We start from the raw sequence: 24,037 nt of genomic DNA on the forward strand, positions 1-24,037 counted from the left end.
GCCCGCTCCGGTGGCAGAAAGCCGCCGGGGCGGGTGAGTGCTGTTGCGCCGAGCGGTCCCCAGGCGGACCCGGGACACGTATCGTGGCCTCACATAGACCGTACGCGGCCGCATTTCGGCAGTATTGCGACTGGAACCGACCACGGACCGCTGTGCCGGGGGGTAGGAACGGTCCAGCGGTTGGCCGCGGGTATCGCGCGCACTGGGGAGGCGTCGTGGACGAGTACGCGGGGCGAGTGCTCGCCGAGCGCTACCGCCTTCCGGTGCCGCCGCCGGATGCGCCCGAGCCGGTCCTGACGCGCGCGCTGGACACGCACAGCGGACAGGAAGTGCTGATCCGTCAGGTGCCGCTCCCGGAGGTCGTGGACGCGGAGCTGGTGGACGAGTACGACACGGGCGCGGGCCGTGGGCGGCGTGCGGGCGCCGGCTCCGGCGCGGGCGCGGGCGCGGGCGCGCGGGCCGACCGCGATCCGTCCGATCCCATGGTGCGGCGCGCCCTGGAGGCCGCGACGGCCGCCGCGCGCATCCCGGATCACCCTCGGCTCGACCAGGTTTTCGACGTCTTCGCGCAGGACGGCAGCCTGTGGATCGTCAGCGAACGGATCCCGGCCCGCCCGCTGTCGGCGCTGCTCGCCGACCGCACGCTGTCCCCGCACCGCGCGGCGGAGATCGCCGCCGACATCCTCACCGCACTGCGCACGCTGCACGCGCACGGCTGGACGCACCGCAACATCACCCCGCGCACGGTCCTGGTCTGCGACGACGGCCGAGTCGTCCTCACCGGCCTGGCCGCCGGCGCCGCGGAAGAGGCCCTGTGCGGCTACGACCCGGTGCCCCGAGAGGCGACGGACCCGCCACCGGGGGCGGTGCGCCCGGGGGTTGTACGGGAGTGGCGTGCGGGGGGTGGGGGTGCGCCTATGGCTGCGCCTATGGCTGCGCCTACGGCTGCGCCTGGTGGGGGTGTGTCGGGTGGGGCTGCGCGCGGCGGCTCTTCTGGGGTGCCTGGGGCGCGTACGCCTTCGGGGGCGGCCGGAGGGCGCACGCCTTCGGAGGCCGGCGCTGCTGGCGCAGATGCGGGTCGGGGCGGGGCTCCGGGAGCGTCCGGCGGGGCGAGGCCGGGGTCAGGGCCGCGGGTGTCTGCTGCGTCCGGTGGAGGACGAGGTGGCGTGACGCAGGCGGTGCCGGGGCCTTCTGGGGGGCCTGAGCGCGGTGAGTCGGGGCGCGGCGCCCCGGGGGCCGGGGCGGCCGAGGACGATCCGCGGCGGGCACGTGCCGGGGCGATCGCCGCCTACCGGGCGGGCGCCAGGGCCGCGGCGGCGCGCACGGCCGGTACGGGGAACCGTTCCGCCTTGCCTCCGGGCCCTCCCGGCGTACCGGGCCGCCCCGGTACGCCTCAGGGGGAGCCCGCCGCTACACAGGACCAGCCCGGCTCGCCTCATGGGCAGGCCGCCGCAACACAGGGGCGCTCCGCCGTCCCGCCGGGCCCTCCGGGCGTACAGCCGGGGCCTTCGGGTGCGCCCCGCCAGGGCCAGCCCGGTGTCGTCCCGCCGCGCCCGCCCGCCGCGCCGCCCGTTCCTCGGCAGCCGGCCGCGCCGGGCAGTGCCGCGTACGGTGGCGGGCTGCCGGGCCCGGTGCGCAGGCCGCAGGGCGGCTCGTACGCGCTGCCGGCCGGCCCGCAGAACCGCCCCACGGGACCGGCCGTCCCGCCGAGCAACCCAGTCGGGCCGGCCGTTCCGCCGGTTCACCCAGCCGGCCTGGCTGGACCGCAGAGCCGCCCCGCCGGCCCGCCCGGGCCCGGTACCCGGCCCGCCGGTGCGGCGGCCGGCGTGCAAGGAGGGCCGGGCACCGGCGTGTACCCCGGCGTGGCGCCGGGGAACGCGCTGGCGGCCGAGCGGGCGCGTCAGGCGCGGATCACGATGGTCGGCGCGGTCACCGAGCGCTGGGCGCCCGAACAGGCCGGCCCCGTCCACGCGAACTGGCAGCTCGCGCCGCCCGTCGGCCCGGCCGCCGACCTCTGGGCGCTCGGCGCGCTGCTCTTCCGAAGCGTGCAGGGGCACGCCCCGTACCCGGAGGAGAGCGCCGCCGAACTGGTCCAGCTGGTCTGCGCCCGCCCGCCCGCGCACGCGGAGGAGTGCGGCGCGCTGCGCCCGGTCGTGGAGTCGCTGCTGCGCCAGGACCCCACCGAACGCCCCGACTTCGAGGAGCTGCGCGGCTGGCTGCGCTCCCTCGTACGCGCGGCACCGGAGCCGGAGGCCGGCCGCGCGGTCGTGACCGTACCGGCCCTGGAGCGGGACAGCGACCCGCGCCGGCTGCCGATCGTGCGCCGCCGCGGCGAGCTCGTACGGCGCGGCCGGCACAAAAAGCCGCGCCCGCGCCGGGATCGCCAGCACGGGCCTGCAGCGCCCACAGCGCACCCCGCACCGCCCACCGCGCACCCCGCACCGCCCCCGCCGCCCACCGCGCACCCCGCACCGCCCCCGCCGCCTTCGGCGCGCCCCGCACCGCCCCCGCCGCCTTCGGCGCGCCCCGCACCGCCCCCGCCGCCTTCGGCGCGCCCCGCACCGCCCCCGCCGCCTTCGGCGCGCCCCGCACCGCCCCCGCGCGCCAGCGACGGCTTCGGCGACCACGGCGGCTTCGGCGACCACGGCGGCACCCGCGGCCACGACAGCACCCGCGCCCACGACCGCGCCCGCAGCCACGACCGCGCGCGGCAGCCGGAGCCGCGGCCGAACCGCGACCGGACACCCCGCGACCGAACCCCCCGCGGCGGCCCCCGCCGCCTAGGCATGCTGCTGCTAGGCCTCGTGCTCCTGCTCGTCGTCGGCGCGGTCGTGGTCGCCGCGGTCTTCCTGCCCAAGAACGGCACGGACCCGGACGACTCCGGAAACGCGCGGAGCAGCGTGCCCACCGGTACCGAGACCGGCACGCCCGCGCCCGACCCGGCGCAATCGCAGCCGGACGGCGCGGACCCGACCGGCACGCACCCCCGGACCACCGCACCGGACGGCCTGGCCGACGGCTTCGAGATGCGCGACGACCCCGAGGGCTTCCGGATCGCCGTGCACAAGGGCTGGCAGCGGCACGCCAGGAACGCCGAGGGCCAGGTGCGCTACACCAAGGGCGCCTTCACGCTGCTGGTGGTGCCGGGCCGGGACACCGCGAAGCGGTTCGGCTCCGACCCGATGGCGTACCAGCAGGACAAGGAGGCCGAGCTGGCGCCGTTCCGCGACGCGAACTGGACCTCGTCCTCCGGGTTGCGGCGCACCGATGTCGGCCGGACGGCCATGGCGGAGGGCACGTTCACCTGGGGCGAGGACAGCGCCTCCGCTACGTACGCGCGCAACATGGCGCTCCTGGAGGACGGCCGCTACCACCTCGTCCTGGTGATCGGCCCGGACCGCGACCGGGCCGAGGTGGACCGCTTCTACGAGCAGGCGTCGACGTCCTTCCGCCCCTGAGCGGAGCCGGGGCCAGAGCCGTGGCCGGAGCCGGGACGGGCGGCGTCGCACGCGCCCGGCGCGAAGCGGGCGCGCAGCTCACCCTTGAGCACCTTGCGCAGCGTCGCGCCCCGGGGGAGCGCGTCCACCACCTCCACCCGTTCGGGCACCTTGTGCGGCGCCAGCCCGCGCTCCCGTAGCCACGCGCCCAGCGCCTCCAGCGTCACCGGGGGCGCGCCGTTCCGCTGTTCCACCACCGCGCACACCAGTTCCCCGCGCGCGGCGTCCGGAAGCCCGATGACCGCGGCGTCCCGGACGTCCGGATGCAGAGAGAGCAGGTCCTCGACCTCCTTGGCCGAGACGTTCTCGCCCTTACGGATGATGATGTCCTTCAGCCGCCCGGTGACGACGAGGCGCCCTTCGGGGGTGAGGTGCCCGAGGTCCCCGGTGGGCAGGAACCCGTCGGCGTCGAACGGGTCCGGCTCGCCGAGGTACCCCTGGCACACGGCGGGGCCGCGCAGCCGTATCTCGCCGTCCGCGCCGATGCGGATCTCCATGCCGGCCGGCGGGCGGCCGTCGGCCGTGGCCAGGTCCGCATCGCTGTCCAGCGGGTCGCCCATGGTCACCATCGGGGCCTCGGTCAGCGCGTACCCATGGGTGAGGGCGCAGCCCAGCTCGCGGACCACCTCGTAGTACAGCCCGGGAGGTTTGGGCGCGCCGCCGCCCGCCAACAGACGCAGGTCGGGGAGGAGCGGACCGGAGCCGGTCTGCCGCCGCTGTTCGGTAAGGAAGAGCTGGTAGAAGGCGGTGGAGCCGCCCGCGATCGTGACGCCGTGCCGGCGGTACGCGCCCAGCGCACCGGGCAGCGCGAAGTGTTCGAACAGGACGGCCGGGATGCCGTGCCGCAGCAGCATGACGGTGTAATCGGGGCCCGCGACGTGCGCGTACGGGAACGCCATCGAGCCCACGTCACGCGGGTGCACGCGCAGCGCGCGCCCGAGGTCGGTGCCCGCCGCGAGCAGCGCCCGGTCGCAGTGCAGGACGCCCCTGGGGCCCGCGGTGGTGCCCGAGGTCCAGTAGATCCAGCGGGTCTCCCCGGGGTCGGCGGGCGGCGGCGGCAGGCTGCCGGGGTCGCCGTCGGGCAGGGTGCCGTACACGTCGGCGACCGTGAGCGGGCCGGGGAGCCGGGCGGCGATCCGGTGACCCATGGCGGTGTGGTCGAAGCCGCGCCACGTACCGGGCGTGAGGAAGAACTCCGCTTCGGTGCGGCGCAGTACGTGTGCCACCTCGTGGTCGCGGTAGAGCGGGACGATCGGGCTCTGGACCGCGCCGAGCCTGGCCAGGGCGAGGCAGAGCAGGACCGTTTCGATACGGGTCGGCAGCTGCCAGACGACCCGGGTGCCGGCGCGCACGCCCCGCGCGTGCAGCCCGGCCGCGACCCGTTCCGCGCGGGCGCGCAGCGCGCCGAACCCGATGCGGCGCTCGTCTTCCGGTGTGTCCCCCGCCTGTATGAGCGCGGTGGCCTCCGGAGTGCGGTCGGCACGGTCCACGACCAGCCCCCACAGGGTCTCGCTCGCCATACATCCTCCCTGCGCCCAACAGAACTGACGAACCATCAGGTGCGTACCGGAGCGTAGAGGCGTGTGCCTTGTCGGTCCAGGGGGCGGGGGCTAGCCTGCGTCCAGTAACTGACTATCCGTCAGGTAACGAGGGGACAGGGGACTCCCATGGAGCTACCGCGCATCATCAGCGTCGACGACCACGTGATCGAGCCCGCGCACCTCTTCGAGACCTGGCTGCCGGCCAAGTACCGGGACCGCGGCCCCAAGCCGCTGACCGCCGGCATCGGCGAGCTGGCGTACGTCGGCGGCAAGTACGTCATCACCATGGACCCGGACGGCCCGCCCACCGACTGGTGGCTCTACGAGGACCTGAAGTTCCCGTACAAGCGCAACATCGCCGCCGTCGGCTTCGACCGCGACGACATGACGCTGGAGGGCATCACCCGCGCGCAGATGCGCCCCGGCTGCTGGGACCCCGCCGAGCGCCTGAAGGACATGGACCTCAACCACGTCGAGGCGTCCCTCTGCTTCCCGACCTTCCCGCGTTTCTGCGGCCAGACCTTTGCGGAGGCGCACGACAAGGAGGTCGCGCTGGCGTGCGTGCGGGCGTACAACGACTGGATGGTCGAGGAGTGGTGCGGCGACAGCGGCGGCCGGCTGATCCCGCTCTGCATCGTGCCCCTCTGGGACATCGGGCTCGCCGTCCAAGAGGTGCGGCGCAACGCCGCGCGTGGAGTGCGCGCCGTGACGTTCAGCGAGATCCCCACATACCTCGGACTGCCCTCCATCCACAGCGGCTACTGGGACCCCTTCTTCGCGGCCTGTGAGGAGACCGGCACGGTCGTCAACATGCACATCGGGTCCAGCTCCCAGATGCCGGCCGCGTCCCCCGATGCGCCGCCCGCCGTGCAGGCCGCCCTCTCGTTCAACAATGCGATGGCCTCGATGATGGACTTCTTGTTCAGCGGCATCCTGGTGAAGTTCCCACGGCTGAAACTCGCGTACAGCGAGGGGCAGATGGGCTGGATACCGTACGCGCTGGAACGGGCGGACGACGTGTGGGAGGAGCACCGGGCCTGGGGCGGGGTGCGCGACCTGATCCCCGAGCCGCCCTCGACGTACTACTACCGGCAGATCTTCTGCTGCTTCTTCCGGGACAAGCACGGCGTCGCCTCACTGGACGCGGTCGGCCGGGACAACGCGACCTTCGAGACGGACTACCCGCACGTGGACTCGACCTTCCCGCACACCAAGGAGGTCGCGCTCGACCACGTGAAGGGGCTGGACGAGGAGACCGTGTACAAGCTGATGCGGGGCAACGCCATCCGGATGCTCGGCCTCGGCCTGGACACGTGAGGCCCCGGTGGACCTCACGTACACGGACGAGGAGGAGGACTTCCGGGCCCGGCTGCGCGCCTGGCTGCGCGAGGTGCTGCCGAAGCTCCCCGACCGGCCCGCCGCCACCGACTGGCCCGGCCGCAGGGCCTACGACACGGCCTGGCAGCGGCTGCTGTACGACGCCGGGTACGCGGGGCTGCACTGGCCCGCCGACGCCGGCGGACGGGGCGCGACGCCCACCCAGCACCTGATCTTCCTGGAGGAGACCGAGCTGGCCGGCGCACCGTACGTGGGCGCGAACTTCGTCGGGCTGCTGCACGCCGGGCCCACCATCGCTGCCGAGGGCACCGCCGACCAGCGCGCCCGCTGGCTGCCGCCGATCCTGCGCGGCGAGGAGATCTGGTGCCAGGGCTTCAGCGAGCCGGACGCCGGTTCGGACCTGGCGGCGCTGCGTACGAAGGCGGTGCGGGACGGCGACACCTACGTGGTCAGCGGCAGCAAGATCTGGACCTCGCACGCCGAGGTCGCCGACTGGTGCGAGCTGCTGGTGCGCACCGACCCCGAAGCGCCGCGGCACAGAGGTATCAGCTGGCTCGCAATGCCCATGGACGCGCCCGGCATTATGGTACGGCCGCTGCGCACGCTCACAGGGACCGCCGAGTTCGCGGAGGTCTTCCTCGACGAGGTGCGGGTGCCGGTGGCGAACCGCCTCGGGGCCGAGCACGACGGCTGGCGGGTGACGATGGTGACGCTCTCCTTCGAGCGCGGCACCGCCTTCGTGGGCGAGGTGGTGGCCTGCCATCGGGTGCTGGCCGCGCTGGCCCGTAAGGCGCGCGACAACGGCCGCTGGGACGACCCGGTACTGCGGCGCAGGCTGGGGCGGTTGGCGGCGGAGTTCACCGCACTGTGGCGACTCACACAGTGGAACGTCAGTGAGGCGCAGCGCGGGGGCGGCGTTCCGGGAGCGGGTGGCTCGGTCTTCAAGCTGCGGTACTCGCACGCCCGCCAGGAGCTGTACGACGCGGCCGCCGAGGTGCTGGGCGCCGGGGCGCTCGACGCGGACCAGGAGTGGATTACCGACCGGCTCTCGTCCCTCTCGTACACGATCGCGGCCGGTACCTCCCAGATCCAGCAGAACATCGTGGCCGAGCGGCTCCTCGGCCTCCCGAAGGGACGCTGACCGTGGACTTCCACCTCTCCGACGACCAACAGGCGCTGCGCGCGGGCGTGCACGAACTGCTGGCCGGACGCTTCCCCAGAGAGCGGCTGCGCGCGGCGGTGGACGCCTACGAAGCGGCGGACGACGAGCCTGTACTGGACCGCGCCCTGTGGCGCGAGCTGGCGGACGCGGGCTTCTTCTCGCTGCTGCTGCCCGAGGCGGACGGCGGCGCGGGGCTCGGGCTGCCGGAGGCCGTCCTCGTGCTGGAGGAGGCCGGGCGGGCGCTGCTGCCGGGGCCCCTGGTGGCCGGGATGCTGCTCGCGGGCGCGGTGGACGGGGCGGCGGCCGGCGAGCGGGTCGCGGGGCTGTGCGACGCCGCCGCGACCCCGGCGCTCTGGGAGCATCCGTCCGACTGCGATGAGGTCATCGTGGTGACCGAGCACGCTGCATGCAGGTATGCGCCCGACGGCCTCCGTAGGGCCGCGGTGCGCTCGGTGGACCCGCTGACCCCGCTCGCCCGGCTCCTCGATAGCCCGTCCGGTGCGCCGCACGCGGCGGACGTCCCCCGGCTCCGCCGCGAGGCCGTCCTGCTGACCGCCGCGCAGCAGCTGGGCGGCGCCGTGCGCGCCCTGGAGGCGGCGGTGGCGTACGCGCGGCAGCGGGAGCAGTTCGGGGCCCCGATCGGCTCCTTCCAGGCGGTCAAGCACCTGTGTGCGCAGATGCTGGTACGAGTGGAGCTCGCCCGAAGTGCCGTCTATGCGGCCTCTGTCACCGAAGATCCGGTCGAGGTGTCCGGTGCGAAGCTGCTCGCCGACGAGGCCGCCGTGCGCAACGCCCGCGACTCCCTACAAGTGCACGGCGGCATGGGATTCACCTGGGAGGCGGACGTGCACCTCCTCCTGAAGCGGGCGTGGCTGCGTGCCGAGAGCTGGCAGTCGGCGGCCGCGGGCGAGGAGGCGCTGGCGGAGGCGTTGGCCGACGGTCATATCGCTGTGTGACGGCAGTTGAGCGGAATATCGGACTCCGCACGGATGAGCGGTCACGCTGCGTCGATATCGGGTTGTGTCCTTCGCGTGACTCGTTACGCGGGGGAGTCGGCGCGGCGCTCGGGTACGCTCGCTCGGGTGCGAGTGGTTCTGAGGCGCAACCGGCCCGGCGTTGCCTGCGAGGCGCCTCCGGGCTACGGGATGCGTCCCGCTCGCACCGGGCGGGGGCCCGCGAAACCCCTGCGTTCGACTCCCCGCATTGCGCGTCGCACAGTATGCAGCACGCATACTCCCTTCCGCTGGAATATGCCTGAAGCGCTTGTTGGGGTGACTGAACGTCAACCATGCTGTGCTTCGCCGGGATCACGCACCGTGATCCCGTGGAGGCGCGAGGCGATGTTTCCGCCGGTTCGGATGGTGTGAGCGGTGCAGGTGCTTCAGGTGCAGTTGGAGGTGCGGCCCGACCCCGCTGAGGTGGGGCGGGCCCGCAGGTGGGCCCGGTCGCGGCTGGCCGGGTCCGGCATAGGGGCCGACGAGCCGCTGGCGGAGACGCTGATCCTGCTGGTCTCCGAGCTCGTCACCAACGCCGTGGTGCACGCCGGCTCGCACGCCGAGCTGCGGCTGCGCTTCTCCGGTGCGGGGCCCGTGGTCGGGACGGTGCGGCTGGAGGTCGTGGACGGCAGCGCCCGCCCGCCGCGGCCGCGCCGCGCGGACGGTGACGACACCAACGGCCGCGGCCTGGAGCTGGTCGACGGGCTGGCCGACCGCTGGGGCTGGCAGCCCGAAGGGCCGGGCAAGCGCATCTGGTGCGAGGTGGACCGCGGCCGGTCGCTGCTGATGGCGACGGGCGCAGAACCGGGCGCACTGGGGGCGTACGAGCAGCCGTGTGCCGTCACAAACAGGATGTAACGGAAAAAGTCCAGACCAGGTGTTGACGTGACGTGGCACCTTGATCACGCTTGGGGCAGCGATTCGCCGCGAGGGGACGCCGAGGGTTCGGGAGACGCCCCCTTGGCGAGTGCGGGTCGCGCCCGGAGCCGGGTGGCGGTCCGCGGTGCCGCGCTCGGGGTGCGCATGAGCGCACCGCCACCTTGGCCGGGCGGCCCTTCTGTGGTGCCGCCGTGGACGGCTCCTAGAGCACCGCTACGGACGGCTCCTCTAGAGCACCGCTACGGGAGCGACCGGCGCCCCGGAGCCGCCGACGAACGGCTCCGCCACCGCCGAGAGCAGGAAGGCGTAGCGCCCCTCTGCGGCGCAGGCCGCCGACAGCTCCTCCAGGTTCCAGTTCTGCCCCTGCAGCAGCCCCATCTCCACGAGGTGCAGCGCGTGCACGGGCATCCACAGATCCGCGATCTCGGGCGGGAAGATCTCGAAGGTGAGGGTGTCATTGGCGACCGCGGCGACGTCGCGGGCGTGGAACCACTCCGGAGTACGCACCGACAGCCCCGGTGAGGGGAACGCGTACCCCTGCTTGTCGCCCGCCAGATAGCGCCGCAGCTGCCCGGTGCGTACGAGGACGACGTCACCGGCGCGTACGGCCGTGCCGGCCAGCTCCTCCGCGGCCTCCAGGTCCTCGGGGGTGACCGCGTGCGCGCCGTCCAGCGGCCGGTCGCCGCCCCCGTCCCGTACGCGCGCCACATCCAGCAGCACCCCGCGTGAGAGGACCGGAGGGGCCTTCTCGATGCCGAGCGCGGTCGCGCCCGCGTGGGCGGTGACGGCGGCGGCCGGCCGGCCGTTGTAGAGCTTCCCCGAATGCGAGACGTGCGTGAGGCCGTCCCAGTGGGTGGCCGCCTGCAGGCCCATGGTCACCACGTCGTCGCTGGTCGCGACCGTGTCCGGGCCGAACATCTCATGGTTGATCGCGACCATCGTGTGCAGCGGGTTGACCCGCCCCGGTATGGCGCCGGTCTGCACGCCGTCCTGGCGGAGCGGCAGCGCGAGCGGAATGCGCAGGCCGCTGCGGACGGTCGCCACGGCGGCGCGCACCACGTCCGCGGTGATCAGGTTCAGCGTGCCGATCTCGTCGTCGGGCCCCCACCGCCCCCAGTTGTTCACACGTCGGGCGATCTCGTGGAACTCCGGCGGCAGGGGCATGCGCCCTCCTCGGGGGATTCGGTCGTGGGGCTTGTCTTCGTTACGCGTCTGCCCAAAAATCTAACGGTCCGTCAGAAACTGCGGGAAGGGGCGCGGCATGGGGAACTTCTTGACCGGCAAGGTGGTCGCCGTCACGGGGGCGGGCCGCGGCATCGGGCGGGCCGTGGCGCTGGCGGCCGCGGCGGAGGGCGCCAAGGTGATCGTCAACGACTACGGCGTCTCGGTGGACGGCAGCGAGCCCGGCAGCGAGGTCGCCGCCGGGGTGGTGAAGGAGATCGAGGCGGCCGGCGGCGAGGCCGTCGCGGTCGCCGACGACGTCGCCACGATGGACGGCGGGCAGCGCATCGTGGACACGGCCCTCGCGCGCTACGGGCGCATCGACGGCGTGGTGTGCGTGGCGGGCATCCTGCGCGAACGGATGCTGTTCAACATGTCCGAGGCGGAGTGGGACCCGGTGATCGCGACCCACCTCAAGGGCACGTTCACGGTCTTCCGGGCGGCCGCCGCGGTGATGCGGCGCCAGAAGGCGGGCACCCTCATCGGCTTCACCAGCGGCAACCACCAGGGCAGCGTCTCCCAGGCCAACTACGCCTCGGCCAAGGGCGGCATCATCTCCCTCGTGCGCAGCGCCGCGTTGGGGCTGCACAAGTACGGCGTGACCGCGAACGCCGTGGCGCCCGTCGCGCGCACCCGTATGTCCGCGGGCGTCCCCATGGAGCTCAAGGAGATCGGCGAGCCCGAGGATGTCGCGGCGCTCGTCGTCTACTTGCTGAGCGAGCGCGCCAAGGGGGAGGGGATCACCGGCCAGGTGTACACGGTGGCCGGCCCGAAGATCGCGGTCTGGGCGCAGCCCCGGGAGCTGCGCGCCGCGTACAACGAGGGCCCGTGGACCCCGGAGAAGATCGCCGACTTCCTCCCGGGGACGGTCGGCACCGACCCCATGCCGCTGTTGGACCGCCTGGAGGCGATGGCGGCCGCGGCGGCTGCGAAGGAACGCCCCAATGCCTAGGGGGGCCACGCGCAACGGCTCTCCGGAGAGGCGGGCGTCGTGCGGGGTGTGATCTTCGATGGCGAGGCGCCGCGGGTCGTGACCGACCTGGAAGTACGGGCTCCGGGACCGGGCGAGGTCCTTGTCGGCATCCGGGCGGCGGGGCTGTGCCACAGCGATGTGTCAGTGGTCGATGGGACGATTCCCTTTCCGGTGCCGGTCGTGCTGGGGCACGAAGGCGCCGGGGTCGTCGAGGCCGTGGGGGAAGGGGTTTCGCATGTGGTGCCGGGGGACCATGTGGCGCTGTCCACGCTCGCCAACTGCGGGGCGTGCGCGGAGTGCGACCGGGGGCGGCCGACGATGTGCCGGAAGGCGATCGGCATGCCGGGCAGACCGTTCCGGCGCGGCGATACGCGGCTGTACAGCTTCGCCTCCAACTCGGCGTTCGCCGAGCGCACGGTCGTCAAGGCCGTCCAGGCGGTGAAGATCCCGGCCGACCTCCCGATGGCCTCCGCCGCACTCCTGGGGTGCGGCGTGCTGACGGGCGTCGGGGCGGTGCTCAACCGTGCCCGGGTGGGCCACGGCGAGTCGGTGGTGGTGATCGGGGCCGGCGGCATCGGGCTGAACGTCCTGCAGGGGGCCCGTATCGCGGGTGCGTCGGTGATCGTCGCGGTGGACGCGAACCCGGAGAAGGAGGCGGTGGCACGGCAGTTCGGTGCGACGCACTTCGTGGACGCGTCGGCGTCGGCCGACACGGTGGCGGCGGTGCGCGACATCCTGCCCACGGGCGCCGACCACGCCTTCGAGTGCGTGGGCAGCGCCCGGCTGATCCGGCAGGCGGTCGACCTGCTGGACCGGCACGGCCAGGCGGTCCTGCTCGGCGTTCCGCCGGCCGACACGGAGGCGTCCTTCCTGGTGTCGTCGATGTACCTGGACAAGGCGATCCTGGGCTGCCGGTACGGCTCGTCGCGGCCGCAGCGGGACATCGCGCTGTACGCGGAGCTGTACCGCACGGGGCGGCTGCTCCTGGACGAGCTGGTCACCCGTAGGTACCCGGTGGAGGACTTTGCGAAGGCGGTGGCGGACGCGGAGGAAGGGAGGCTGGCGCGCGGGGTGCTGCTCTTCTGATCTCCGGAGCCAGGTGGCCCGATCCTGAGGGATCGTGGCCATCTGGCCACTCGATGGTCGTGGATCGTTGTCCGAAGCTGATCGGGTGACGCAGATTCCCGAACTCCGAAAGGCAGCGCCCGCGGCAATACCGCCCACCCGGGGCCGCCGTCCGCACCGCGCGTGGTCCGTCGCCGCGGTCACCTTCCTCACCCTCATCGGCACCGCCGGCTTCGCCTCGTTGCCGGGCCTGCTCATCGAGCCGCTGCACGAGGAATTCAGGTGGTCGCGCGGCACCATCGGGTTCGCGGTCTCGGTCAACCTCGCGCTGTACGGGCTCACCGCCCCGTTCGCCGCCGCGCTCATGGACCGGTTCGGCATCCGCCGGGTCGTCGCCGCGGCGCTCACCGTGATCGCGGCCGGCGCCGGGCTCACGGTGGTGATGACCGCCTCCTGGCAGCTGATCCTCTACTGGGGCGTCCTCGTCGGCCTGGGCAGCGGCTCCATGGCGCTGGCCTTCGCCGCCACCGTCACCGGGCGCTGGTTCGTCCAGCGGCGCGGCCTGGTCACGGGCATCCTCACCGCCGGGGGCGCCTCCGGCCAGCTCGTCTTCCTCCCGCTGCTCTCCTGGATCATCGAGGGCCACGGCTGGCGCCCCGCCGCCGTCACGGTGGCGCTGACCGCCGTGGCCGTCGTACCGCTGGTGTGGCTGCTGCTGCGCGACCACCCCGCGGACGTGGGCGTGGCACCGTACGGCGCGACGGAGTTCGTACCGCGCCCCGCTCCGCAACGAGGCGCCGCCCGGCGCGCGCTCGGCGCGCTCGCCAACGCCGCGCGCACCGGCCCCTTCTGGCTCCTCGCCGGTACCTTCGCGATCTGCGGCGCCACCACGAACGGCCTGGTCAAGACGCACTTCGTGCCCGCGGCCCACGATCACGGCATGCCGATGACGCTCGCCGCCTCGCTGCTCGCGGTCATCGGGATCTTCGACATCCTCGGGACGGTCGCCTCCGGCTGGTTCACCGACCGCTTCGACAGCCGGCGGCTGCTCGCCGCGTACTACGGGCTGCGCGGCGTCTCGTTGATGTTCCTGCCGATGCTGCTCTCGGACACCGTCCACCCGCCGATGCTCTTCTTCATCGTCTTCTACGGCCTGGACTGGGTCGCGACCGTGCCGCCCACGATTGCGCTGTGCCGCGAGCACTACGGGGACGACGCCGCGATCGTCTTCGGATGGGTGCTGGCCTCCCACCAAGTGGGCGCCGCCCTCATCGCCTTCATCGGCGGCCTCGCCCGGGACGCGCTCGGCACGTACGACCCGGTCTGGTACGCCTCCGGAGCGCTGTGCGCGCTGGCGGTCCTGATGGCACTGGTGATCCGGCGCCGGACAGAGGCGGCGGTCAGCTCTTGACCTCCCGGAACTCCCCGAACGTTCCCCGGTGGAACAGCAACGGCCCTGCGGCCGCCGCCGCTTCGTCCGTACCGAGCGCGTCCACCCGGCCCACGACGACGAGGTGGTCGCCACCCGTGTGGACGGCCTGGACGGTGCAGTCGATCCAGGCCGGCACGTCCGCCAGCCGCGGGGAGCCGCTCACCGGCGCCGGCGCGTGCCGTACCCCGGCGAACTTGTCGGCGCCGCTGACCGCGAAGCTGCGGCACAGCGTGCCCTGGCCCGCGCCCAGGATGTTCACGCAGAAGACCCCGGCCCGGGCGATCACCGGCCAAGTTGTAGACGTGCGCGCCACCATGAAGGCCACCAGCGGTGGGTCCAGGGAGAGCGAGGCGAACGACTGGCAGGCGAAGCCGGCGGGCGCGGGCGCTGCCGCGTCCCCGGGTGCGGTGATGACCGTGACGCCGCTCGCGAAATGACCCAGCACGCGCCGGAATTCGCCCCGGTCGACCGGGGCCCGCTCGTCGTCGCGTACGGCCCGCAGAGGCGCCCTGGAGGGCGTTCCCGGGGGATCTGGCGTGGCAGGCCCGTGCATCGCCGGGGGCGAGGCCGCGGTACCGGTCGTACGCAGATAGCGCACCGCTGTGGCCGCCATGCCGGCATGTCCCATCATGCTGCGCTCCCTTCCATGCCGCCATTGAAACTGATGGACCGTCAGATAGGAAGTGCGGGGCGTGCGGGGCCGGACGGGCTGCGCGGGCGGCGCCCCGTGGCGGATCACCGGCGGATCGAATAATTGTCGGTATTCCATCGGTTGGCGGCGGATCATGCCGGGTATCTCCCTCAAGGCCGCACCCGTATCGGATTCCGGGAGAGTTCCGCCGCATGGCCGATGCGATGGCGTCGTCGTCCCTTCCGTCGCCGTCCTTCGACGACGTCTTCTGCGGGCTGCTGCCGCGGCTCTACCGCAGGGCGGTGCTGCTCGCGGGGTCCCGGCAGGCGGCGGAGGACATCGTGCACGAGGCGTACTTGAAGCTCGCCGGGCGCCCGTACCGCTTCCTGGAGCACCCGGAGCCGTACGCCCGCGCCTTCACGGCCCTGCTGAGCGTCGCCCGGGAGGCGCACCGCAGGGAGCGCCGGCAGGCGCTGATCGGCGAGGGCGGACCGGAGGACGGGCCCGGCAGCGGCGCGCTCATGCGGGAGCTGCCCGGCACCGGCTGGGACGGCGCACGGGAGCGCCGGCAGGCCGAGCTGGAAGCGGTACGGATGCTGAGCCGGCTCACGCACCGTCAGGCCGGCCTGGTCATCCTCGTCGACCTGGACGGATACACCATCGGCAAGGCCGCCCGGATCATGAAGGTGCAGCGGTGCACGGCGGCCCGGCACCGGGCCCGCGCCCTGGACCGACTGCGCGGCTACCTCGCCGCTTCGCCGTACGACCTCACGGGGAGGTGAGCACATCGTGGAGCGGGACGACTTCGGGAACACGCATGTGGTCCCCGACAGGCGGCGGAATACCCGGAGTGGTGACCGGAACGGCCTGGGGCGCCGGGGTGCCGAAACGATATTGCGGGCGCGCCTCCGGGCGGCCGACGAGGAAATCCAGCCACCGCCCGGACTGTGGACCCGCATAGCCGAGTCCGCGCCCGCGCCGGGCGCGCCCCGCAGCCCCCTGTCGTTCCTGCGTCGGCGGCCGCAGCTGATGACGGTGCTGTTCACCGTGGCGGCGCTCGCCCTGGGCCTCGTCGTGTGGCGGCTCGTAGGGACGGGCAGTGAACGCCCCGCGCCGCCCGGGCCGGGCACGGGGCTGGAGGTCACGGTGTACAACAGCGAACCGGCGTGCGAGAAGGCGCGCACAGTACGGTGCGCACTGCGGCTGGCCCGGGATCCGCACCAGGCGTACGCCGCCCCCGGGAACGCCGCGGGCCGCGTCTGGAACGGCGACCGGCTGGCCACGGAGTGCGTCCTCACCAACGGGCGCCTCGTACGGGACAAGGCGGGCACGGTCTCCAACCGCTGGTACCGGGTGACCTCCGCGGAGGGCGCCGAGGGCTGGCTGCCGGGCGTGCACACCCGCGACGTCCACCAGGTACCGCTCTGCCCCAGCGGCGAGTCCTGAGCGGCGGTGCGCGCGACTCCTGAGCGGGCGGGCGCGCGCCTACGTGGTCAGCGGCCGCGGTACTCCGGTGTACGGCGTGCCACGAACGCCGCCACCCCCTCCTGCGCGTCCGCCGTCGTCATGTTGATCTCCTGAGCGGCGGCCTCGGCGGCGAAGGCCGCGCCGCGGTCGCTGTCCAACGAGGCGTTGACCAGCTGCTTGGTGAGGGCCAGCGCGCGCGTCGGGCCGGCCGCCAGCCGGTCCGCCCAGGCGGCCGCGGTCTTCGCCAACTCGCCGTCCGGTACGACCCGGTTGACCAGCCCGAGCCGCTCGGCCTCGGCGGCCGGCAGTGCGTCGCCGAAGAACATCAGCTCTTTCGCGCGCTGCGGGCCGATCAGCCGGGGCAGCAGATACGCGCCGCCGCCGTCCGGAACCAGCCCGCGGCGCACGAACACCTCGATGAACGTGGCCGATTCGGCGGCCAGGGCCAGGTCGCAGGCGAGGGCCAGGTGCGCGCCGAGTCCCGCCGCGGTGCCGTTGACCGCCGCGATCACCGGCTTCTCGCAGTCCATGACCGCGGCGATCAGCTGCTGGGCGCCCTGCCGGATCATCCGTGCGACATCGCCGGCGACCCGCTCGCCGCTGCCGCTGCTGCTGCCGTCGGCGTCGGGCCGGGGGCGCAGGTCCGCGCCCGCGCAGAAAGCACGGCCGGTCGCGGTGATCACCACGGCGCGGACGGCTGGGTCGGCGGAGGCTTCCGCAAGTCGCGAAATGATGCGTTCTCGCTGGTCAGGGGTGAGGGCGTGCATCGCCTGCGGGCGGTTGAGAGTGATCCACGCCACGCCATTGTCAGTGGTGTGGAGTATCAAGGAATCGGAGGTCCCGCCGGGACCGACGGGGGAGGAAGTCATGATCAAGCTGCTCCAGCTTCTGGCGTCGGCGTGGAAGTCGGCGTGGAAACGGCTGCCGGTGCTGCCGGGGTATGTACGCCGGCGTTCAGTGGCAGACGGCGAGCGCGTCGAGGGCCACGGCGCCCTGGCCCTTCGGGAGGACGACCAGCGGGTTGATGTCCAGCTCGGCCAGCTGATCGCCCAGCTCCAGCGCCATCCGCTGGACCCGCAGCATGACCTCGACCAGCGCGTCGGTGTCGGCCGGCGGCGCCCCCCTGACGCCATCCAGCAGCGCGCGGCCCCGCAGCCGGCCGAGTGCCGCGCGCGCCTGGTCCTCACCGAAGGGCGGCACGGCCACCGCGGTGTCCCGGAGTACTTCGACGAGGACGCCGCCCAGTCCCACGGTCACGGTCGGCCCGAAGAGCGGATCGGGCGTGACGCCGACGACCATCTCCACACCCGGCTCGACCAGTTGGCACACCAGCACCCCGTCCAGCGCGACGTCTTCGTAGCGCGCGATGTCCGTCAGCTCGCGATAGGCGTCCCTGACCTGACTGGCCGAGGTCAGGCCGACCCTGACCAGGCCCAGTTCGCTCTTGTGGGCCAGCCGCGGCCCGGACGCCTTCATGACGAGGGGGTAGCCGACCTGCGCCGCCGCCCGGACGGCCCCCGCCGCGCTGGTCACCAGCTGCTCGCGGGGCACGCGTATCCCGTAGGCGCGCAGCAGCTGCTTCCCGGCGTGCTCGCTGAGCTGTTCGCCCGGGCGCAGCAGTGCCCGCGCCTTGCGCGCGGACGGCGAGGGAGTGCGCGGCGCCTCGTCGAAGGGGGAGCGGTAGGAAGCCGTGAAGCGGTGGTGTTCGAGGTGGGCGCGGACGGCCGTGATGCAGTTGGCGAACGTACGGAAGGTGGCCACTCGCGAGGAGCCGAGCAGGGTCCGCCGGTAGGCATCCTCGGTGCCGACCGGCGAGCCCCACACCACACACACCAGCTTGTCCGTCTGCTCCGCCGCGTACACGAGGTCCTGCGCGAGCTTGTCGCTCATCGGCGGGAAGGGCCCGGTGATCGGGCAGATCAGGACGCCCACGGACGGGTCGGCGAGGATCGCGTCGATGATCTTTCGGCCGCGCCAGTCACCCACGGGATGCCCGCCGTTGTCGATCGGGTTGGCGACGTTGAGGTAGTCCGGTATCCACTGGTGCAGCTCCCGCTGCCGCTCCTCGCCGAGCGTCGGCAGCCGCAGGCCGGCCGCCGTCGCCAGATCGGCGAAGTGCGCGCCGGTGCCGCCCGATATCGAATAGACGGCGACGCCCTCGGCGGCCGGCGGGCGGGCCCTGGCCAGCAGCGCCGCGGTGTCCTGCAGCTCGTCCAGGCCGTCGACGCGGACCACGCCGAACTGCCGCATCGCCGCGTCCACCACCTCGTCGGCGCCGGTGAGCTTGCCGGTGTGCGAGGCGGCGGTGCGGGCGCCGGTCTCGGTGCGGCCGACCTTGACCGCGACGACCGGGACCTTGTTGCGGGCCGCGCGGTCGGCGGCGAGCAGGAAACTGCGGCCGTCCTTGAGCCCTTCCACATACGCGGCGATGGCGCCCACCTCGGGACGGGAGGCGAAGTAGGAGAGGAAGTCCGCGGTCTCCAGGTCGGCCTCGTTGCCGGTGGGGGCCCAGTGCGAGAGGCGGATGCCCAGCTCCTGGAGGGCGAAGACGGGGCGGCCCTGGTGGCCTGACTGGGTGATCAGCGCGATCGCCGGCCCGTCCAGGTCCTCGCGGAACGTCTCGAACGCGTTGAGGTTGGTGTTCGGGCCGAGCAGCCGGATGCCGGAGCGGGCGACGGCCGCGGCCAGCCGCTCCTGCGCGGCCGCGCCGTCGGCGCCGGTCTCCGCGAAGCCGGCGGCGAAGGCGACCGCGAACTTCACCTTGGCGTCGGCGAGTTCCTCGATGACCGGCAGCGGATCGGCGACCAGCAGTACGGCGAGATCGACCTGTTCCGGCAGGTCGGAGACGGAGGTGTGACAGGCCAGCCCGAAGACGGAGGTGCGGCCCGGGTTGACCGGGTGCAGCCGGGCGCCGACCCGCTCGGCCCAGTCGATCAGCCGGCGGGTGATGCCGGTGTGCGGCCGTCCCTCGCTGTCCGAGGCGCCGATGACGGCCACGGACCGGGGGCGGAAGAAGCGGTCCAGGTCCGGCACGGCCGCGGACAGCGGTCGCCCGCTCACGTCCAGGTCGCCGGTGCCGTCCCGGCCGCCGCCCGTGCCGGGGGCGCCGCTGCCCTGCTCCGGGCCGGCCGTCCCGTGCACGGCCTGCGGCGTCGGCCCTCCGCAGGCCACGACCCGGGCGGGCCGCGAGTGAGTGGTGAGGGTGCCATGAGTGGATCCCAGCATCGCTGCGCCGCTCCCGTCTGACCGCCGATGCGTACCTGGCAGGCAGGTACCTGACAGGCAGTCAGATTACAGAACTGACGCCCAGTCAGGAATGGTGCGAACCGATGCGCCTCGGGGGTGCCACCCCTGCCCCACCCCTTGCGCGCGGGCCGCACCCTCCGCTGAACTGGCTCGGTCGATACCTGACGCGCCGTCAGAACAGCCCCACGGGAGGCGTGCGATGCAGACGATCTGGCTCGGTGGGCCCGAATGGCTCGCCGTACTCCGTATCGGCCTGGGGCTGTGGTGGCTGGAGAGCTGGCGGCACAAGGACAAGAAGGGCTGGTTCGAGCGTGGTACGGGCATCGCGTGGGCCGCCGGCGTGGCGGCCGACCACCGCTGGGCCGTGGTGCGCCGCGGCTTCGACGTGGTCGTACGGCCGCGCCCGAAGGCGATGGCGTACGTCGTCGTGTACGCGGAACTCGCGCTCGGCGCGGGTCTCGTCCTCGGCTTCCTCACGCCGGTCGCGCTGGTCGCGGGCCTGGTGCTGAACCTGCTCTACCTCGTACTGATGATCCACGACTGGGCCGAGCAGGGGCAGAACGCGATGATGGCCCTGATCTCGCTCGTCGCGCTGGGCGCGATGGGCTGGCAGACCTGGTCGCTCGACGCCGCGATGGGACTGTTTTGATGACCGCGAACCCGACGAACGGTACTTCGGCGCCCGGGGCTTCGATGCGCTCGGCCGCGACCCGGTACGACCTGCCCGAGGCCGATGCCTTCACCCGGCCGTACTGGGATGCCGCGGCGGAGGGGCGGCTGCTGATCCGGCGTTGCCGGGCCACTGGTTGCGGGACCGCGCACCACTACCCCCGGGAGTTCTGTCCGCGCTGCTGGAGCGAGGACGTGGTCTGGGAGGCGGCGAGCGGCCGGGCCACGCTGTACACCTGGTCCGTGGTGCACCGGAACGACCTTCCACCGTTCGGCGGCCGCGTCCCGTACACCGCCGCCGTCGTGGACCTCGCCGAGGGGCCGCGGATGATGACCGAGGTCATCGACTGCCCCGAGGCCGAGCTGCGGATCGGCATGGAGCTGCTGGTCCACTTCCGCGACATCGGTGAGGGCGATGGTGAGGGCGGCCCCGCGGTCCCGGTCTTCCGGCCCGCGTCCGGCACGTCCTGATCCGCCGGAGGCCAGCCGAGCCCCGACCCGAGCAGCGAAATCCGATGGCGGCGCGCGGCGCCAGGAGGCACCCTGGGCGGATGCTGATCAGGGAAGCAGCAACCGAGGACTGGGACGCCATCTGGCCGTTCTTCCGTGCGATCGTCGCCGCCGGGGAGACGTACCCCTACCCGCGCGACCTCGACAAGGAGGCGGGCCGCGCGATGTGGATGCTCGGCCCGCCGGGCCACACGGTCGTCGCGGTCGACGGGGACGGCACGGTCCTGGGTACGGCCAAGATGAACCCCAACCACATGGGCGGCGCCGCGCACATCGCCAGCGCCAGCTTCATGGTCGACCCGGCGCACGGCCGCAAGGGCATCGGCCGAGCCCTGGGCGAGTACGTACTGCGCTGGGCGCGCGCCGAGGGCTACCGCGCGATGCAGTTCAACTCCGTCGTGGAGACCAACACCGGTGCCGTCGCCCTCTGGCAGTCACTCGGCTTCGAGATCATGACGACCCTGCCGGAGGCGTTCCTGCACCCGGAGAAGGGCTATGTCGGGCTGCACATCATGTACCAGCGCTTCTGAGCCCCGGCCCAGAGCTCAGGTTCCGACCGCCGGGACGGGCTACGGCCAGAGCAGTTCCCGCTGCCAGCCATCGCCCGCCGCACCGCCCGCACGCCGGTAGCGCAGCCGTACGTGCCGGCGGCGGGCGTCGCCCTGGAAGTACTCCACCTCCTCGGCGCGCAACACGTACGCCGTCCAGCTCACCACCTCCGCCTCCGGCTCGCGCTGCGCCCGCGTCCACGACGCGTCCGCGGCCCGCTCCAGCTCCGCGTAGGAGTCCAGTACCTCGCTCTGGTGGCCCACGAGCGCGGCGGCCAGCGCGCCCGGTGAACGGCGGTGCAGATCGGCCGAGCTCTCCTCCGGCGTGCCCGCCGTGACCGGGCCGCAGACCCGGATCTGGCGTCCGATCAGCGGCCAGTAGAAGCACAGCGCGGCACGCGGGTTGGCGGCCAGCTCGCGGCCCTTGCGGCTGCCGCGGTGGGAGGCGAAGTGCCAGCCGTTCTCGTCGGCGTCGTGCAGCATCACGATGCGTACGGACGGGGCGCCCGCCGCGTCCGCGGTCGCCAGCGCCATCGTGTGCGGCTCCGGCACACCCGCGGCGGCCGCCTCGCCCAGCCACTGCCGGAACAGCGGCAGCGGCGCGTCAGGGGCCGCGTACGGGTCGAACGCGGGCAGTTCGCCCGGCCAGACCCGCAGGGTGCGCAGCAGGTCGCGGAAGGCGTGGGCTTCGGGGGAGTCGTCCGTCGTGGTCATGCCGGGCAGCGTACGTCCGCCGGGCCGCTCGCGTCCCTCGCGCCCCCGTCGGCAAATCGGTTGCGGTGGGCGGAGCCGGGGACGGACGCTGGTGCCATGTCTGCGATCTCGGCCGGGACGGCCGTCGCCGTGCCCGCGCCTGCCCGGCGAGGTGCCGTCCGGCTGGCCGGCGGGCGGCGGCTGGCCTGGGGCGAGTGGGGTCCCGAGGACGGGACACCGGTACTGCTCTGCCCCGGTGCGGCCACGTCCCGGCGGCTCGGTTTCGGCGCGGAGGCGGTCGAGGAGCTCGGTGTACGGCTGATCTCCGTGGACCGCCCCGGGCTGGGCGCCTCCGACCCGTCGCCCGGCCGTACGCTCACCGGCTGGGCCGAGGACGTACGGGAGTTCGCCGCGCTGCACGGGCTCTCGGGGCTGCGCGGCGTCGGCTTCTCCCAGGGCGCGCCGTTCGCGCTGGCCTGTGCCGCCGCCGGGGTGTTCACCCGGCTCGCGGTGGTCTCCGGTACGGACGAGCTCGCCGCGCCCGCATTCGACGCGCTGCTGCCGGAAGAGGTGCGGTACCTCACCGAGCGGGCCGCGGCCGACCCCGTGGCCGCCGAGCGCTCGTTCGCCGGTTTCGGGAGCCCGGAGGTGCTGTACGAACTGGTCTCCACGGGCAGCGGCGCGCGCGACCGCGCCCTTCTGGAACAGCCCGCGTTCGCCGCCGCCTTCCGGGAGGCGGTGGCCGAGGGCTTCGCACCGGGCCCGGCCGGTTATGCGCGCGACACATTGCTGGCCATGAGCCACTGGCCGTTCGACCCAGGCGTGATCCGGGTGCCGGTCGACCTCTGGTACGGCGCGCTGGACACCGCTCCCACGCACTCCCCGGACCACGGCGCCCGGCTCGCCACCCGTATACGCACCGCACGTCGCCACCTCGTACCGGACGCGGGCGGCATGCTCCTGTGGACACATGCCGGCCCGGTCCTCCGGGCGTTGCTCGAAGACTGACGCCGACCAGCGCCGCGATGGCGGCGAGCGGCACCGGCTGTCCGGTGCGGCGCCGCTAGCGGATCTCGTGCGGCGTGCGCCGGTAGGTGGAGCGCCGGTCGTCGATGGCGGCCCAGCGGTCGCCGTACACGTTCTCGGTGACCGCCGGCTCGCGCAGGAACTGATGCGGGAAGCCGAGCGGTACCGCGCTCACCTCGTCCAGCCGGGCCACCGCGTCGGCGTCCAGCTCCACGTCGACCGCGGCGAGGTTGTCCAGGAGCTGGCTCTCCTTCGTGGCGCCGACGATCGGAATGATGTTGCCGGGCCGCTGCCGCAGCCAGGCCAGCGCCACCTGGGCCGGGCTCCAGCCGCCCTGTTCGGCGACTTCCAGGACGGCGCTGAGGACCGCCTCTTCCTGCTGGTCCGCGCTGTTCTCCCCGCCAAGGGCTTGCAACCGGCCGGATTCGCCGCGGCGGTACTTGCCGGTGAGCTTGCCGGCGGCCAGCGGCGCCCATGCGAGCACGGCCAGGTCGAATGCGCGGGCTTGCGGGAGCAGTTCGCGCTCCGGCGTGCGCTCCAACAGGTTGTAACGCAGCTGCGATCCGGCGAACGCGGTCCAACCGCGCAGCTCGGCAAGGGTGTTCGCCTGCGCGATCTCCCAGGCCGGCCAGTCGGACACCCCGACGTAGAGCACCTTGCCGGCCCGCACGATGTCGTCCAGGGCCCGCATGACCTCCTCGACCGGTGTGAAGTTGTCCCGCGCGTGCACCCAGAGGATGTCCAGGTGGTCGGTGCGCAGCCGGTCCAGGCTCGCCTCCACCGACTGCACGAGGTTCTTGCGGTGACTGCCGCCCGCGTTCACGTCCCCCTTGCGGGTGGCGCAGGTGTACTTGCTGGCCAGTACGTACTGGTCCCGGCGGCCGGTGAGCAGCTCGCCGACGATCCGCTCCGAGCTGCCGCCGGTGTAATTGTTCGCGGTGTCGATGAAGTTGCCGCCCGCGTCGGCATACGTGTCGAAGATCCGCCGGCTGGTGTCCTCGGCGGCGCCCCACCCTTGGTCGCCGCCGAACGTCATGGTGCCGAGACTCACCTCGCTCACCCGGAGACCGGTCCTGCCGAACAGCGTGTACCGCATGGCTCCCCCTCTGGTTGGGTCGTGAGCCCGACGCTAGGAGCTGGAGCG

Annotated in this window: 21 protein-coding genes; 14 read left to right on the forward strand and 7 right to left on the reverse strand. The window is 73.4% G+C overall.

Going from position 1 to position 24,037, the window contains the following annotated elements:
- The first annotated feature begins 215 nt into the window (after positions 1-215).
- Positions 216-3,458 carry a protein kinase gene (locus AB0I82_RS26315; RefSeq protein ID WP_363259801.1) on the forward strand — a complete coding sequence of 1,081 codons (3,243 nt, stop codon included), beginning with the start codon at positions 216-218 and terminating at the stop codon, positions 3,456-3,458.
- Here AB0I82_RS26315 and AB0I82_RS26320 read toward each other — a convergent pair.
- Positions 3,425-5,017: an AMP-binding protein gene (locus AB0I82_RS26320; RefSeq protein WP_363259802.1), complete on the reverse strand. Its 1,593-nt coding sequence runs from the start codon at positions 5,015-5,017 to the stop codon at positions 3,425-3,427. The genes AB0I82_RS26315 and AB0I82_RS26320 overlap by 34 nt on opposite strands.
- 147 nt (positions 5,018-5,164) lie before the next feature.
- Here AB0I82_RS26320 and AB0I82_RS26325 point away from each other — a divergent pair, with 147 nt between their 5' ends.
- From AB0I82_RS26325 to AB0I82_RS26340, 4 genes are all read left to right on the forward strand, one after another.
- A complete protein-coding gene (locus AB0I82_RS26325) occupies positions 5,165-6,355 on the forward strand; it encodes an amidohydrolase family protein (protein WP_363259803.1) in 1,191 nt (396 codons plus the stop codon).
- 7 nt (positions 6,356-6,362) lie between these two features.
- Positions 6,363-7,517 (forward strand): acyl-CoA dehydrogenase family protein, encoded by a 1,155-nt coding sequence (locus AB0I82_RS26330; protein ID WP_363259804.1) that lies wholly within the window; start codon positions 6,363-6,365, stop codon positions 7,515-7,517.
- 2 nt (positions 7,518-7,519) lie between these two features.
- Complete coding sequence (locus AB0I82_RS26335; protein ID WP_363259805.1) at positions 7,520-8,494, forward strand: acyl-CoA dehydrogenase family protein; 975 nt, start codon at positions 7,520-7,522, stop codon at positions 8,492-8,494.
- A 414-nt stretch (positions 8,495-8,908) separates the two neighbouring features.
- A complete protein-coding gene (locus AB0I82_RS26340; protein ID WP_363259806.1) occupies positions 8,909-9,391 on the forward strand; it encodes an ATP-binding protein in 483 nt (160 codons plus the stop codon).
- Between the two features lie 249 nt (positions 9,392-9,640).
- Here AB0I82_RS26340 and AB0I82_RS26345 read toward each other — a convergent pair whose 3' ends face one another.
- Entirely contained in the window at positions 9,641-10,576 is a 936-nt protein-coding gene (locus AB0I82_RS26345) for a cyclase family protein (protein WP_363259807.1), read from the reverse strand.
- Positions 10,577-10,673: 97 nt separating this feature from the next.
- Between AB0I82_RS26345 and AB0I82_RS26350 the strand changes: the two genes are divergently transcribed.
- The 3 genes from AB0I82_RS26350 (at position 10,674) to AB0I82_RS26360 (ending at position 14,082) form a co-directional block, all read left to right on the forward strand.
- Complete coding sequence (locus AB0I82_RS26350; RefSeq protein WP_363259808.1) at positions 10,674-11,585, forward strand: SDR family oxidoreductase; 912 nt, start codon at positions 10,674-10,676, stop codon at positions 11,583-11,585.
- Between the two features lie 39 nt (positions 11,586-11,624).
- Complete coding sequence (locus AB0I82_RS26355; RefSeq protein WP_363259809.1) at positions 11,625-12,692, forward strand: Zn-dependent alcohol dehydrogenase; 1,068 nt, start codon at positions 11,625-11,627, stop codon at positions 12,690-12,692.
- 94 nt (positions 12,693-12,786) lie between these two features.
- Positions 12,787-14,082, forward strand: coding sequence for an MFS transporter (locus AB0I82_RS26360; RefSeq protein WP_363260009.1), 1,296 nt, complete (start codon positions 12,787-12,789; stop codon positions 14,080-14,082).
- Here the strand turns inward: AB0I82_RS26360 and AB0I82_RS26365 are convergent.
- Positions 14,072-14,734, reverse strand: coding sequence for a flavin reductase family protein (locus AB0I82_RS26365; protein ID WP_363259810.1), 663 nt, complete (start codon positions 14,732-14,734; stop codon positions 14,072-14,074). The two genes, AB0I82_RS26360 and AB0I82_RS26365, sit on opposite strands and share 11 nt — an antisense overlap.
- A gap of 212 nt (positions 14,735-14,946) precedes the next feature.
- On the opposite strand from AB0I82_RS26365, the gene AB0I82_RS26370 reads away from it, so the two are divergent.
- Both AB0I82_RS26370 and AB0I82_RS26375 read left to right on the forward strand, forming a co-directional pair.
- Entirely contained in the window at positions 14,947-15,516 is a 570-nt protein-coding gene (locus AB0I82_RS26370; protein WP_363259811.1) for an RNA polymerase sigma factor, read from the forward strand.
- Positions 15,517-15,628: 112 nt separating this feature from the next.
- Positions 15,629-16,180, forward strand: a complete 552-nt coding sequence (locus AB0I82_RS26375; protein ID WP_363259812.1) for an anti-sigma factor — start codon at positions 15,629-15,631, stop codon at positions 16,178-16,180.
- Positions 16,181-16,227: 47 nt separating this feature from the next.
- Here AB0I82_RS26375 and AB0I82_RS26380 read toward each other — a convergent pair whose 3' ends face one another.
- Positions 16,228-17,070 carry an enoyl-CoA hydratase-related protein gene (locus AB0I82_RS26380; RefSeq protein ID WP_363259813.1) on the reverse strand — a complete coding sequence of 281 codons (843 nt, stop codon included), beginning with the start codon at positions 17,068-17,070 and terminating at the stop codon, positions 16,228-16,230.
- A gap of 85 nt (positions 17,071-17,155) precedes the next feature.
- The gene (locus AB0I82_RS26385) at positions 17,156-19,426 is read right to left on the reverse strand and encodes an acetate--CoA ligase family protein (RefSeq protein WP_363259814.1); all 2,271 of its coding nucleotides are present in this window, start codon (positions 19,424-19,426) and stop codon (positions 17,156-17,158) included.
- A gap of 220 nt (positions 19,427-19,646) precedes the next feature.
- Between AB0I82_RS26385 and AB0I82_RS26390 the strand changes: the two genes are divergently transcribed.
- The 3 genes from AB0I82_RS26390 (at position 19,647) to AB0I82_RS26400 (ending at position 21,156) form a co-directional block, all read left to right on the forward strand.
- The gene (locus tag AB0I82_RS26390) at positions 19,647-20,096 is read left to right on the forward strand and encodes a DoxX family protein (RefSeq protein WP_363259815.1); all 450 of its coding nucleotides are present in this window, start codon (positions 19,647-19,649) and stop codon (positions 20,094-20,096) included.
- Positions 20,097-20,140: 44 nt separating this feature from the next.
- Positions 20,141-20,587 (forward strand): OB-fold domain-containing protein, encoded by a 447-nt coding sequence (locus AB0I82_RS26395; protein ID WP_363260010.1) that lies wholly within the window; start codon positions 20,141-20,143, stop codon positions 20,585-20,587.
- An 80-nt stretch (positions 20,588-20,667) separates the two neighbouring features.
- The gene (locus AB0I82_RS26400) at positions 20,668-21,156 is read left to right on the forward strand and encodes a GNAT family N-acetyltransferase (RefSeq protein WP_363259816.1); all 489 of its coding nucleotides are present in this window, start codon (positions 20,668-20,670) and stop codon (positions 21,154-21,156) included.
- A gap of 39 nt (positions 21,157-21,195) precedes the next feature.
- Here the strand turns inward: AB0I82_RS26400 and AB0I82_RS26405 are convergent, their stop codons facing one another.
- Entirely contained in the window at positions 21,196-21,888 is a 693-nt protein-coding gene (locus AB0I82_RS26405) for a pyridoxal 5'-phosphate synthase (RefSeq protein WP_363259817.1), read from the reverse strand.
- Positions 21,889-21,984: 96 nt separating this feature from the next.
- Between AB0I82_RS26405 and AB0I82_RS26410 the strand changes: the two genes are divergently transcribed.
- Positions 21,985-22,875 (forward strand): alpha/beta hydrolase, encoded by an 891-nt coding sequence (locus AB0I82_RS26410; protein ID WP_363259818.1) that lies wholly within the window; start codon positions 21,985-21,987, stop codon positions 22,873-22,875.
- Between the two features lie 55 nt (positions 22,876-22,930).
- Here the strand turns inward: AB0I82_RS26410 and AB0I82_RS26415 are convergent, their stop codons facing one another.
- On the reverse strand, positions 22,931-23,989 hold the full coding sequence (locus AB0I82_RS26415) for an aldo/keto reductase (RefSeq protein WP_363259819.1): 1,059 nt from the start codon (positions 23,987-23,989) through the stop codon (positions 22,931-22,933).
- Positions 23,990-24,037: the final 48 nt, after the last annotated feature.

It is taken from the genome of Streptomyces sp. NPDC050315 (assembly GCF_040655775.1).
Classification (GTDB): domain Bacteria; phylum Actinomycetota; class Actinomycetes; order Streptomycetales; family Streptomycetaceae; genus Streptomyces.

Coding starts and splice junctions, on each gene's coding strand:
- AB0I82_RS26320 (WP_363259802.1), bottom strand. CDS start 5,017: ATGGCGAGCGAGACCCTGTGGGGGCTGGTCGTGGACCGTGCCGACCGC.
- AB0I82_RS26325 (WP_363259803.1), top strand. CDS start 5,165: ATGGAGCTACCGCGCATCATCAGCGTCGACGACCACGTGATCGAGCCC.
- AB0I82_RS26345 (WP_363259807.1), bottom strand. CDS start 10,576: ATGCCCCTGCCGCCGGAGTTCCACGAGATCGCCCGACGTGTGAACAAC.
- AB0I82_RS26350 (WP_363259808.1), top strand. CDS start 10,674: ATGGGGAACTTCTTGACCGGCAAGGTGGTCGCCGTCACGGGGGCGGGC.
- AB0I82_RS26365 (WP_363259810.1), bottom strand. CDS start 14,734: ATGATGGGACATGCCGGCATGGCGGCCACAGCGGTGCGCTATCTGCGT.
- AB0I82_RS26370 (WP_363259811.1), top strand. CDS start 14,947: ATGGCCGATGCGATGGCGTCGTCGTCCCTTCCGTCGCCGTCCTTCGAC.
- AB0I82_RS26380 (WP_363259813.1), bottom strand. CDS start 17,070: ATGACTTCCTCCCCCGTCGGTCCCGGCGGGACCTCCGATTCCTTGATA.
- AB0I82_RS26385 (WP_363259814.1), bottom strand. CDS start 19,426: ATGCTGGGATCCACTCATGGCACCCTCACCACTCACTCGCGGCCCGCC.
- AB0I82_RS26390 (WP_363259815.1), top strand. CDS start 19,647: ATGCAGACGATCTGGCTCGGTGGGCCCGAATGGCTCGCCGTACTCCGT.
- AB0I82_RS26395 (WP_363260010.1), top strand. CDS start 20,141: ATGCGCTCGGCCGCGACCCGGTACGACCTGCCCGAGGCCGATGCCTTC.
- AB0I82_RS26400 (WP_363259816.1), top strand. CDS start 20,668: ATGCTGATCAGGGAAGCAGCAACCGAGGACTGGGACGCCATCTGGCCG.
- AB0I82_RS26405 (WP_363259817.1), bottom strand. CDS start 21,888: ATGACCACGACGGACGACTCCCCCGAAGCCCACGCCTTCCGCGACCTG.
- AB0I82_RS26410 (WP_363259818.1), top strand. CDS start 21,985: ATGTCTGCGATCTCGGCCGGGACGGCCGTCGCCGTGCCCGCGCCTGCC.
- AB0I82_RS26415 (WP_363259819.1), bottom strand. CDS start 23,989: ATGCGGTACACGCTGTTCGGCAGGACCGGTCTCCGGGTGAGCGAGGTG.